11 protein-coding genes are annotated in these 12,418 nt (G+C 45.7%); all 11 read left to right on the top strand.

Annotated elements, in window-relative coordinates; translation table 11 throughout:
* Window positions 1–38: 38 nt before the first annotated feature.
* Window positions 39–689 carry a hypothetical protein gene (locus tag J2X75_RS26705; RefSeq protein ID WP_310342035.1) on the top strand — a complete coding sequence of 217 codons (651 nt, stop codon included), beginning with the start codon at window positions 39–41 and terminating at the stop codon, window positions 687–689.
* Between the two features lie 97 nt (window positions 690–786).
* Entirely contained in the window at window positions 787–984 is a 198-nt protein-coding gene (locus tag J2X75_RS26700) for a hypothetical protein (RefSeq protein ID WP_310342033.1), read from the top strand.
* Window positions 977–1,549, top strand: coding sequence for an ATPase (locus J2X75_RS26695; RefSeq protein ID WP_310342030.1), 573 nt, complete (start codon window positions 977–979; stop codon window positions 1,547–1,549). The genes J2X75_RS26700 and J2X75_RS26695 overlap by 8 nt, the downstream gene beginning before the upstream one ends.
* An 827-nt stretch (window positions 1,550–2,376) precedes the next feature.
* On the top strand, window positions 2,377–2,991 hold the full coding sequence (locus J2X75_RS26690) for a hypothetical protein (protein ID WP_310342028.1): 615 nt from the start codon (window positions 2,377–2,379) through the stop codon (window positions 2,989–2,991).
* 218 nt (window positions 2,992–3,209) lie between these two features.
* A complete protein-coding gene (locus J2X75_RS26685) occupies window positions 3,210–3,917 on the top strand; it encodes a uracil-DNA glycosylase (RefSeq protein WP_310342025.1) in 708 nt (235 codons plus the stop codon).
* A gap of 110 nt (window positions 3,918–4,027) precedes the next feature.
* The gene (locus J2X75_RS26680) at window positions 4,028–4,390 is read left to right on the top strand and encodes a hypothetical protein (RefSeq protein ID WP_310342022.1); all 363 of its coding nucleotides are present in this window, start codon (window positions 4,028–4,030) and stop codon (window positions 4,388–4,390) included.
* Between the two features lie 570 nt (window positions 4,391–4,960).
* The gene (locus J2X75_RS26675; protein WP_310342019.1) at window positions 4,961–7,102 is read left to right on the top strand and encodes a cache domain-containing sensor histidine kinase; all 2,142 of its coding nucleotides are present in this window, start codon (window positions 4,961–4,963) and stop codon (window positions 7,100–7,102) included.
* Window positions 7,093–8,871 carry a response regulator gene (locus tag J2X75_RS26670; RefSeq protein WP_310342017.1) on the top strand — a complete coding sequence of 593 codons (1,779 nt, stop codon included), beginning with the start codon at window positions 7,093–7,095 and terminating at the stop codon, window positions 8,869–8,871. The genes J2X75_RS26675 and J2X75_RS26670 overlap by 10 nt, the downstream gene beginning before the upstream one ends.
* A 194-nt stretch (window positions 8,872–9,065) precedes the next feature.
* Window positions 9,066–10,379 carry an extracellular solute-binding protein gene (locus J2X75_RS26665; protein WP_310342015.1) on the top strand — a complete coding sequence of 438 codons (1,314 nt, stop codon included), beginning with the start codon at window positions 9,066–9,068 and terminating at the stop codon, window positions 10,377–10,379.
* A 141-nt stretch (window positions 10,380–10,520) separates the two neighbouring features.
* Complete coding sequence (locus J2X75_RS26660) at window positions 10,521–11,390, top strand: carbohydrate ABC transporter permease (protein WP_310342013.1); 870 nt, start codon at window positions 10,521–10,523, stop codon at window positions 11,388–11,390.
* Window positions 11,391–11,405: 15 nt separating this feature from the next.
* Window positions 11,406–12,281, top strand: coding sequence for a carbohydrate ABC transporter permease (locus J2X75_RS26655; RefSeq protein WP_017691224.1), 876 nt, complete (start codon window positions 11,406–11,408; stop codon window positions 12,279–12,281).
* The last annotated feature ends 137 nt before the right edge of the window (window positions 12,282–12,418 follow it).

The following is a 12,418-nucleotide window of genomic DNA, read 5'->3' as shown; positions in this document are numbered from 1 at the left end:
ATTATATTAATAGATTTGGAGTGAGGACATTGACCTTAATGGCTATTAAGAAAGAAAACCATATACACATTTCAGATTATAAGAATTTAGTTAGAGAAATAGTCAGGGAAGGATCGTTGTTTTCGTTATTCAAATTTCAAACTGAAATGATACGAAAGTTAACTGCTGATAATGGAACAGACTTCACACAGCAGAGAATTGTTGACTTTTTGAGTATATTAAAAGAAGTAGCTGACGATTGCTTGTTATGCAATAAGTGCAATCAAACATATAAATTTAGGATTTGTACCGGACTGAGTTATAAAAAAGACAATGCAATTGAGTTAACTTGTGAAGGGTGTGGCGATTGTTACACTCATTCTGAGGAACGAAGTCATTTCACCTATTTTAACTTTGAAGTATGGAGAGAAGTAGATAATTTAAGGAAGCGATCTAGGGGATTCACTATAAGCTATCGACTTAGTAGTTCACCTGAGAGGGCACTTCTTTTTATAAATGATAATAAAGAGATACGCCCTGAAATATGGATTAATGGCCATCGAGTTTTTCAAGCAGAGGAAGTGAAAAATTACTGGAATCACTCAAAAGAGCTAATAAAAAAATGGAAAAAGAATGAGGAAATACAAGCTAAATTTACACGAAAAGAGAATGAAACGATTTATGAATTAGATGAAAGAAAAGATGGATAACTATTTAAGCTATATAACACCACTAATCAGTGTTCTGATTGGTGGTATTCAGTCTGTGATATAATAGGGATAATTTAAAACTGGAGGGGGACTGAGAATGTTTACAAATCGAAAACAACTCCAAGAAATTTTAAACAAAGCAAGTCAACATGCACGGAAACAAGCTAAAGAATCAGGGGCCTCTATTTACTATATAAAGAATAACAAACGCGTTCGTGAGGATGCTGCGGGTAATAAGTTCGAAATTATATTTGATGCTACTGGGAAACGCCAGGAGTTGGAGTATCATGAGTGAAATCAGACCAGTCATGACTGTGTTTGCGGGCACCAATGGAGCAGGGAAAAGTACACTTAGCATGCAAATGAGAGAGTGGCTTGGTGAACTGGTTGATCCGGATCAAATTGCAAGAGAGTTGAAGCCAGAGAATCCGCGCAGTGCTGACCTGTCTGCTGGTAGGGAAGCTGTAAAAAGAATCCGATCACTCATTAAAAGTGGTGTAAACTTCGCTATTGAAACGACATTGTCCGGATCATTTGTTTTAAAACATATGGAAATAGCAAAAGAAAACAATTATGAAATTGTCGTTTACTATATCGGTCTTGAGGATGTTCAAATGCATATAGATCGTGTTGCCTCTCGTGTTGAACAAGGTGGACATTGGATTGCAGAAGAAGACATTCGTTATCGATATGGTGAGTCATTGAAGAACCTTAAACCGGCTCTAGCCATCGCAGATCAGGTTATCATCATTGATAATACATACGAGCCTTTAATTGTTGCAGAAATCATACAGAGTAATTTGATCTATTGTGTTGAGTTCATACCTGCTTGGGCTAATCCTGTTCTTGTGGGTTACTGATACTTGGGTGACATCAAAACTGTGACTACCCCCGTAGAAGCCTATGTGTCGATATCTTCGGACAGGGGTTCGACTCCCCGACCTTGGTTACGAATCATTGTTGTATTGTAATTGTTTTAAATATTCGTTGTTACCTCTTCGATACTACATGCATCGATGGGCCTCCATTCACTGATATGGATAAACGTGAGGGGAAACACGGGAGAATAGGCATTGTGGTTCCCGAGAGGAGCCGACTGTTGATCGCCGAAGTCAAGTTTAGAATACGTGATACGAAGAACTTTAATACGGTTGACATCGATGATTTGTGTAGAACATTTCCAGTTGAGATTGGAAGTATGGGGTATGGCTTTGACCCCAATCACATAATGGGCTTTGACTTTTTTCTGTTCAGACACAATATAAAATTTGGCCCTAAGCAACCTCCTCGAACAATCTAAGCCCACGTGTCGGCGAATTGTGGATTTTGCGTTTCAGGGAGATGCAACTTCAAAAATAGTTCAACACGCTCTTTATAAAGAATACTTTAACTACGCAACTGAAAATAAACCCATTGATTTAGATTTCGTGTAACAATATGATCTTTGAACTTTGATAGCACTGGCGTAGCGCTTACTCAGTAACTGGGGCTCGTACCTTCTTTGCTTGTGTTCAATAATCGATTGCTCAAGCTTTAGGACTTCAAGCTCGTTCAGCATTATCATGACTCTTGGGTGAAGTCTGACTCTCTGAGCATACGTAATCCCTTCGATTTTGAAAGGATTCTTTTTATGGATATCAATTCATATTTTGAATACTACTAAACTTAGGAAAGGATATAATAGAAAATGCAACAGGACAATAACCAAGAGATTTTAGAGCAGAGAGATGTTGATAATTTACTTATCTTTATTATCTATTTTCTAGTAGTGATATTAGGGAATGTACGCTTTCCTGGATTCTATATGGCGATACTCCTTTATATAAGTACATTGTGGTACTTTAATCGAGTGGGCTTATTTCGTAAGGTCAGTAAATTAAGGCTTGTTATTCTGGCACTGTATGTGCAAATTATCTTACCGTTACTTACGACATTAACCTCGGTGACAAAACTCATAGAAGTTATACCAAATAGTGTGTCGGGTAATGTGCGAATGTATATAGTTTTAGGTTTTTACATATTTGCTCCTATTATCTTGAACCTTATAAGTTTTGCAGTCTTCAAAAAGCATGAACATTTCCGTCTTAATCAAAAACCAGCTTTAGAGATAGGAAGAATGTTGATCTGGGGAACTACTCTCACCCTTAGCATTTTAGTTATTACTGATGAAGTTAATGATGCTTTTCTAAAGGTTTCATTGTTAATAGTAATGGCTCCGTTACTTATGTTTAACTATGCGGTTAAGATAGTATATGAAAGCGATAGTGCTCTCGATGAATACAAATATCCAAAGAATAATTAGAAATAAAAAACTAGTTAAGCGATATCCTTAAAAAGACGCATCATAACAAAACAACGAATTGTGGATTTTATAAGCCACGGTTCGCCTCCATTAGAGTCAAGTCAAAAACCACCAACCAGTGTTCTGGTTGGTGGTTTTTCTGTTTATGATATAATCTTTGTAAAATAAGCTGATGCAAGCCCGATATACTCTGTAATCTCCCAAAGGAGGCAAAAAAAATGAGCCAAACGCAGCAAGAGATCCGCGAGTTTGTTGCAGGGATACAAGCGTATGTCTCGCCAGTAAATGTGATTAATCCTTGGAAAGATTATGTGACGGGCTATGATATCGGCCCCGAAGCGGTGAAGATTCGGTCGGAACATTTGGTCAGGTATTTCGAACCAAGAATGTGCAAGGCTCGGTACATTTTTATTGCGGAAGCGGTGGGATATCAAGGGGCGAGGTTCTCCGGCGTACCCTTGACGTCTGAGCGAATGGTTACCGGGCATCACTCGCTGGTGGATCACCAGATGATTTTTCCAGGTGAGCCGGGTGTCCGAACCAGCTTGCCCAATATCGCCAAACCTAACCGGAGTCAGGCAATGTATGGATTCGCAGAACCGACAGCATCCATCATATGGGGCGAAGTGTTATCCAGTGCAAGGTGGAAGCCAACGGACTTTATATTTTGGAACATCTATCCCTTTCATCCCTATCAATCTTCTGAGAACAGGATGACGAATCGAACGCCGACTTTGGCAGAGTTGGAGGATGGTGTGTTATTCGCCAGACAGCTTATGCAACTGAATCCAGATGCTCAGATCGTGGCTATTGGCAGAAAGTCAGCAGACACATTAAGCGCCCATCTCATTAAACATCATCATGTTCCCCATCCTGCAAATGGAAGGGCAGTACAATTTCAAAAAGCAGTAAGTTCCATTATCTAGCCCATTTCGAACGGGAGGAATGTTAGGCTAACATATGTACCCTTATCGTTCCAAATGCTCTACGCGTAATGTAATGACCTATCCCTATAAAGATTGGTTGGTGAAGCTAAATGAGTGAAAAATACTGGCTTGTGGTGCAATATCCGCTGAAGAGTGCGCAGGGCAGCAAACGAGATCATTGGTTGAAGGAAAAGGTGATGGAATATCTGGAAACCGTTCTGACCCAGGCTGAGTTGGGAGAGGTGGATGGATGTGATCTGGGTAGCCGTGTGGCTGATCCAAAGGAATATGTAATGAACATTTTCTGTGTGGTAACGGACAAAGATCGGAGCATAGCTCTAATTAAAAAAGTGCTGAGAGAGAGTCGGCTGGATTACACCCGCATCCAAATCGCTACGATGCCATATGGCACAGAAGGAAGCTACACGCTCAAATATGCCTCCAAAAAAGGCGTTACCGAATTCTCGCTTTGATCACGATTTGCTGTTTCTTACCATAACGAACGGTACTTCTCCAGCCTGAGGGCGGTGTGCCCTCGACACTTTCCTCACTTAAATTCATCATACAAGAAAACGATGATTGAATTTTACAACCTTAACCACTCGATCAACACACGGCCCATAGTAAGATTTGTGCATGCTCGTACATATCGTAATTCTGCTCAAAAGTATGCGCATTTCAAGGTAGATATTCATCAGCGTCTCTTAATATTAAGATCTTCCGCGTTCCCCGCATCACTCTCCATCCGGCACAAACCACGACTTTTTATCTCTACCTCCGAAATTTTATAATAGTAGTGCTCCTTGGGGTTTCAAGTCAAGGGGCCCCATACCCGAAGTATTCACAACAACCGTCTTCCCACATCCTCATTTCTACTTTACTCAGTCATGTCATCACCAAGCGATAAATAGAATTGAGCCTCCTCCATACACCGTCCTATAATATACAATTGTATAAAATCCGAGAGAGTGGTGGATTTCACAACAGGTCATCCGATCACAACCGATAAACCCATCACACCTCGGAACCAAAGGAGGGTCACAGTGAAACACAGAGCTGAAGAAGAAATAACAGAGGCAGAAGAAGCACCAGAAGAAGATGCAACGATTGAAGCGAAAGCAACAGCAACAGCATCAGATGTCGAGACCAATGCAGAAGCAAACGAAAATACGAAAGATAACACCAGTGCAATGAAGAAGAATTGGACTCCCCGTTTCAAAGAGTTTATTCGACGCAAACCCAAGACGCTGGCTTTTAAAATCCCGTTTGCCTACTTTGTCATTATTCTGCTAACGGTGGCGTTCAGTGCATTGGTGTTGAATCGAATCTCGGAAAATGACGCGCAGCGAAAGATCAATGAAGCATCACTGCAGACAATCACATCCATTGAGACCAATGTTAATCTGATGATCGGGAACGTAAACAATTATTCGAAGATGATTTTCTCCGATCCCAATTTGCAGAACCTGCTGCGACAGGGCAATGTGTACTCCAATTTACAGACACAGTCCAAGGTTAGCGCGTATTTGACCAATCTTATGCAAGCGGTTCCAATTATTGATTCAGTCTATATTTACGATAATTCGGGTCACCGATTCTCGGTCGGTACACAGGAATGGCCCACGTTTATGGAAGCGAGTGTGAAGGAAGCGCCGTGGTACGAACAGGCTTTGAAGCACAACGGAAGATATCTGCTCAGGCTGAATGGTGGCAACAACGACAGCGGAGTCTCGGCGACGGGAGAAAATGATGGGCAAGAGGTAGTCTCATTTATTCGCCTCATTCGGGATCTGGATGATACGTCTCCGCTTGGATTTCTGGTCATGAACATCAAGGGGGCATCCATCGCTCAAGCCTACGCCAACCTGTCTGCACCGGATTCATTTCAGGTGGCCATTCTGGATGAGCATCAGCGGGTGATCGCAACCAACGCAACTGATGGAAAGAAGGGCGTACCTGCGGTATCCGACGCATCCATATCCTTGTCTGCGGCTTCTGGACAGGAAGGGATGTACGAGATGTTAGAGGCCAATCAGGCCAAGTTAAAACAAATATTTCACGAGCAGTCCTCCGGCTTCATCACCTTGCAATCGGGTGGTCAGGAATATGCGGTAACCTATCGTTCGGCTGGTGATGATCAATGGAAATTCATCAGCATGAGTCCATACCGGGCTATGGATACCCGTAATAAATCCATGGTGCTGCTTGCGTTGATTCTACTGGCGGTGAACGGAACTGTCTTTTTTGTCAGTTCGTTCATCATCTCGCGCAGTGTCATCAAGCCGATTCACAAGCTGCTTCGCGCCATGCAGAAAGCGCCAAGTGGCAACTTCCGCAAAGTGACGGTTGAACTGAACAGCTACGAGTTCGCACAGCTATATGGAGGATACAACCAGATGATTGAGCAGATTGACCAGATGCTGAAACGAATCATTCAGGAGCAGCAGACAATCCGCCGTGCAGAGCTGAATACACTTCAGGCGCAGATCAAGCCGCATTTTTTATACAACACACTGGATTCCATCACCTCTCTGGCCATGTCGGGCATGAACGATAAGGTATGTGAGCTGTTAGAAGCGCTTGGAAGTTACTATCGACTGAGTGTCAGCAAAGGCCGTGAACTGATTACACTGCACGAGGAGGTAGAGATTGTACGCAATTATCTGACGATCCAGCAGGTGCGCTACCCCGGTGTATTTGAGGTGCAGTACGATATTGCTCCAGATTGTGAGCGGGTGATGATTCCCAAGCTCGTACTCCAGCCGCTGGTGGAAAATTCACTGTATCATGGCATTCGCCCCAAAGGCAGCCCAGGCACGATACGCATTCAAGCACGTCGATTCAAGGAAGGGGTACTTCTAACGATTACTGACGACGGAGTCGGCATATCCGGGGAAGAGATACAGCAGGTTCAACGCAAAGAAATACACAGTTCTAACCGTTCTGACTCAACTAACTCATCTAACCGCTCTAATTCAACTAATCTTTATTCTTCCGATCTTTCTAATCTTTCTAAGATTACCTATAACTCTAAACACAATCCAAGCTTTGGCTTATGGGGCACGATGGAGCGGCTTCGCATTTTCTACGAAAGAGAGAATGGACTCAAGCTGGAGAGCGAGGTTGGAAAAGGAACCACCATTATGATAACGATCCCGAAGGGAGCCAATGAATCATGGAATTAACTGTGGAACCTTTAAAGGTATTGATTGTGGACGATGAATACCTCATCCGAAATCTGCTGCGTATGCGTATCGATTGGGAACAACAAGGCATGTCCATCGTTGGCGAAGCCTCCGATGCTGTGGAGGCTTTGGATCAGGTGGAGCTGTTGCGTCCAGACATCGTATTCACGGATATATACATGCCGAAGATGGACGGCATTGAACTGAGCGGCATTCTCATGCAGCGTTACCCGAACATAAAAATCGTGGTAGTGACGGGACATGATGAATTTGAATATGCTCGTCAGAGTGTGAAGCTGGGCATATCCGATTTTATTTTGAAACCCATTCGTGCTTCTGAGTTATTACAGGTTACGGCGAAGCTGCGATTGGCGATTGAGCAGGAGATTGGACGTGAGTACGAGCTGATGAAGTTACGGGAGGAAATGGAGCAGAGCTTGCCTTATCTCAGAGAGAGGTTTGTAAATCAATGGTTAAGTCATGTGGTGCCTGAGGATGAACTATACGAGAAGGCGCGATTCTTCGGCATTCCTATCTCGTCTGGTGAACCTGGATTACGCATCGCAGTAATGGAGGTTGAGGTTGCTGTACCGCAAGCGAAGATAGCTGCACCAGAGGTATATCCACATCTGCCCGAGACAGCTCATCAAGTTCATCAAGCTCATCAAGCCCGTCAACCTCACCAACTCAGCCAAGTTCAACGAGAGCCTCAACACGATCAAACCCATTTAAGCTGGCATCAGACAGAAGCCCATCCACAACCCGCTGAGGAAATACATATTCTGCTCCGAATGGTAGGCATGAAGCAGGTGCAGGCATTTTATCCGCAGGATTCGCAAACCCTTATCGTCATGGATCCGCATAACCGGATCGTTGTGCTCTCGCTTGGTACGGATACGGAATTTGCCAATCAGGTGCAGCAGCTTCAGGAAGAACTTCAACATTCGCTTAAACTCGAAGGATGCGAAGTGGATGTAACCGTAGGGATTGGGCAATGGCAATCAAGATGGGAAAAGGCTTGTGTGGGCTACCGGGAAGCTTGTCGTGCACTCGATTATCAGGCATTTGTGGGAAAAAATCAGGTCATTTGCTTCGAGGATCTGATCATCGAAGGCGTGAAAAGGCCCTACCACTCGGATGTGCAACTGCTCCAACAACTGCAATTTTACGTCAGTGTTGGTGCGGGGGAAGAAGCCGTATTGTTACTGGAGCGTATACTGTCTGTGTCGTTCTCGGATGTTTCACAGTTTCGGATGGCAGCCTTGGATGTGGTTACGGAGTGCCAGCGTGCTGCTATAGAGCAGCAGCTTGAGGGAGAGCACGCATTGAACAAAGAGGCCGTTGCGGCCATTTTTACAGCAAATCATCTGCCCGAACTAAAAAGTATGCTGGAGCAGCATATCCGCACCGTATCGGATGTCATACAAGCCAAGCGACAGACCAAGGAAGGCAATCTGATCGACCGGGTCATGGCTTATCTTGAAGAGAACATGGGCAATGCGGAAGTGGGGCTTTCCAGCACCGCGGCTGCTTTTTACGTAAGTTCGGGCCATTTGGGGCGGCTGATGAAAAAAGAAACCGGGCAGACATTTGTGGAATATCTGACCCAACTCCGCATGAAGAAGGCTGAACTGCTGCTGAAACAGACGGATCTGAAAGGTTATGAGATTGGGGAACAGGTAGGCATCCCGGACCCACACTATTTCAGCGTCTTGTTCAAAAAACATATCGGCCGATCCATGAATGAATATCGAAATGTAAAAACATGAAAAACGAGAGTGTAGTCTGGAGTGTTGGGGGAGTGTGGGGAGTGCAGATAAGGTGTGAGTGTGCACTTCCGGTTCCAATTCCACATATGTTCGAAAATTACAAATCGATGCCTGTTTTCTAAATGGAGAACAAAGCACAGTTTGACTAAAATATGGGCTAGAACCAACGAAAACACATAGGGAGGTCCGTAGATATGAAAGCGCTATTAAAAAAATCAGCAAGTCTAATTCTGACGCTGGGCATTGTAAGTAGTCTGGTAGCATGTTCATCCGATTCGTCCGGCGGTGCACAGGGGGAAAGTAATGGAAAGATCAAGCTGACGCTATGGGATCAATCGGTCGGCAATACCGATCCTTCGGCCAAGCTGCTGCCCGAGATTGTGGAGAAATGGAACAGCGAGCATCCAGACATTCAGGTTGAACGTACGGGCACAACAGGAGAACAGTACAAAACCAAAGTCAAAACATCGATTGCGGCTGGTGAAGCGCCAGACCTGTTCTATGGCATGGGCGGCGGCAGCTTCATGCAGCCGTACATCAAATCCGGTAATGTGCTGGAAATCTCAAGTTACCTGACGGACGATATCAAAGAACGGATGGGCCCGGGTATGGCTGAGGCGATCAATATGGACGGCAAAATCTACACGTTGCCCGTGTACACACATATCGCCAACCTTTACGTGAATACGGAACTGTTCGAGCAGGCAGGTGCCAAGATTCCGACCACCTATAACGAACTGCTGGATGCAGTCTCCAAGCTGAAAGCGGCAGGTATCACTCCAGCTGTAATTGGGGAAAAGGACCGCTGGCCGGGCATGTACTGGTACGACATTATTGCGATGCGTCAGGCAGGCAATGCTGCGGTGATGGAAGCCTTTAAAGATCCGTCAAAGTGGGATTCGCCCGACTTTGTTGCCGCCGCGACCAAGATGCAGCAGCTTGCGCAAGCAGGGGCTTTCAACAGCAGCATGTTCAGCATGAGCTATGACGAGATGCTCGGGGCATTTAATGCAGGCAACGGGGCGATGATGTTCCAGGCCAATTGGGTGAATGCAGGAATTGAGGACCCGTCTTCGGCAGTCAAAGGCAAAGTGAAAGTGATTCCGTTCCCGGTGTTTGAGGATGGGCAAGGCACAAATACCGAAATCTTCGGCGGAGCCGTCGATGGTTTCTACATTAACCAGAATACCAAGCATCCGAAAGAAGCGGTGGAATTCCTCATGTATCTGAGCGAACAGCTCGGTACGCAAGGTTTCCTGGCCGGAGCTGGTCTGCCAAGCTGGAAAACCGATGCACTCGACACGTCCAGTCTGTCCTCCCTGGATCTGTCTGCGGCAGATATTATGAAAACGGCGACCTCATTCATCGCGTGGTGGGATAACATTCTGCCAGCGGAGTCTGCCGAAGCGCACAAAAACCTGATTGCCCAACTGCTTGCCGGCGATGTAACACCGGAGGAGTTCTGCAAACAGATGGCACAGCTCAAACCAACAGAGCTGAGCCTGTAGATCGCACAGGCTAATATGCGCATAATCCATACACGTGTAAGCTCGTGAGCTTGCCAAGCTGAAGCCTGCTAACAATGAAGATGAACCCAAACAAGGCGTGGTCCGGCATATCCCGGTCACGCCTTTGAGAGGAGAACAACAATGAACTCTGTATTTTCCAATAAAGGCACCATAGCTGTCTTTGTACTGCCCACACTGATTCTGTTCTGCGGGATTGTGCTTATTCCGATCTTTGTCTCCAGTTATTACAGTCTGCTGGACTGGAACGGCGTAGGTAGGGGTACATTTATCGGTCTGGACAACTATGTGGAGATGTTTAAGGATACCCGGGTGCTAAATTCGATCAAAAACTCCCTGCTGTTTGCTGGTGCTTCGGTGTTCATTCAACTGCCGATCTCGCTGGTGCTCGCACTGATTCTGGCGTCCAACGTCAAGGGGGAAGGATTCTACAGGACGGTCTATTTCATCCCGGTGTTGATTTCGACCGTGGTTATTGCCCAGTTGTGGTCGAAAATCTACAATGCCGATTATGGTCTGCTGAACGTGCTGCTGCAAAGTATCGGCTTATCCAGCCTGGCACAGGACTGGCTGGGGCAGAAGGACACCGCCCTGGCGGCATCGTTTATTCCAACCTTGTGGCAGTACGTGGGGTATCACATGCTGTTGATGTACGCAGGGGCGAAATCCGTCTCGCAGGATGTGCTTGAAGCTGCAAGAATGGATGGTGCTTCACGTCTTCGCACGGCGTGGTCCATTATGATCCCTTTAATGAAGCCCATCCTGAAGGTAAGCCTTGTATTTTCGGTCATCGGTGCATTCAAGGTGTTTGACCTGATCTATGTGCTAACGGGCGGCGGGCCGTTCTACACCACTGAAGTGCCGAGCACGCTGATGTACGCTACCATTTTTGATACGTTCCGGTACGGATATGGCAGTGCAATCTCGGTCTTTATCATTGTGGAGTGTCTGGTATGTACGATCCTCATTAATTCATTGTTCAAAACGGAATAGAAGGAGGCATGAGGCATGAGTACCGTAGAAGTCATGTTGCAAAAAAAGCCCAAGCCAAGGTCCATCTCCGGACCGATCGGGAAAGTGTTCCTGCAAGCGTTTCTGATCCTCGTTGCAATTGTGCAGATCTACCCGCTCATCTGGCTGGCGCTGTTTTCCTTGAAGGATAACAGTGAAATCTTCAGCGGCGATGTTGCCGGATTGCCGAAGGCGTTTCTGTGGAGCAATTACACCAAAGCCATGTCCGATGGCCATGTGCTGACCTATTTTATGAATAGCGTGCTGGTCACAGCTGCCTCCATTGTCTTGGTACTGATCTTGTCTTCGATGACGGGATACGCAATCACAAGAATGAATTGGAAGCTCAGCGGGCTCACGATGACGATTATTTTGCTGGGTATGATGGTGCCGATCCATGCGGCGCTGCTGCCATTGTTTATTATTTTGAAGAATCTGAGCCTGCTCAACAGCTACTGGTCACTGATCATTCCCTATGTGGCATTTGGCATTCCGATGGCGGTATTCATTCTGGGCAGTTTTTTCAAAGGTATCCCGAGAGAGATGGAAGAGTCGGCGGTTATCGACGGCTGCGGCATCTACCGGACGTTTTTCTCTATCATTCTGCCTCTGGTAACCCCGGCTATATCAACGGTAGCCATCTTCACGTTTTTGTCGTGCTGGAATGAGCTGATGTTTGCGGTCACGTTTATCAATAACACGGCTTATCAGACATTAACGGTGGGCATGATGTCGATGGTGGGAACGTACATTACGCAATGGGGCATCATTGGTGCGGGACTGATGATTACGACGGTGCCAACGGTGGTCATCTATCTGCTGTTGAACAAACAGGTGCAGAAGAGCATGATCGCAGGTGCGATCAAAGGTTAGCTGGAGGCTGGACTGGAGGGCGTGGCGGTAGAAGCGCTTGCTGCTCGCTCACTGTACTCTCTTTCTGGTAGATATCGGCTTGATTCAGGATTTCGCAAGGTGTGATCTCTGGACTGGACCGCGGTCTATGAACATGG

Source organism: Paenibacillus sp. 2003, from assembly GCF_031455635.1.
In the GTDB taxonomy this organism is placed as follows: Bacteria; Bacillota; Bacilli; order Paenibacillales; family Paenibacillaceae; genus Paenibacillus; species Paenibacillus amylolyticus_B.
Note: the sequence above shows the minus strand (reverse complement) of the source record. Positions and strands in the feature narration are given on the sequence as shown.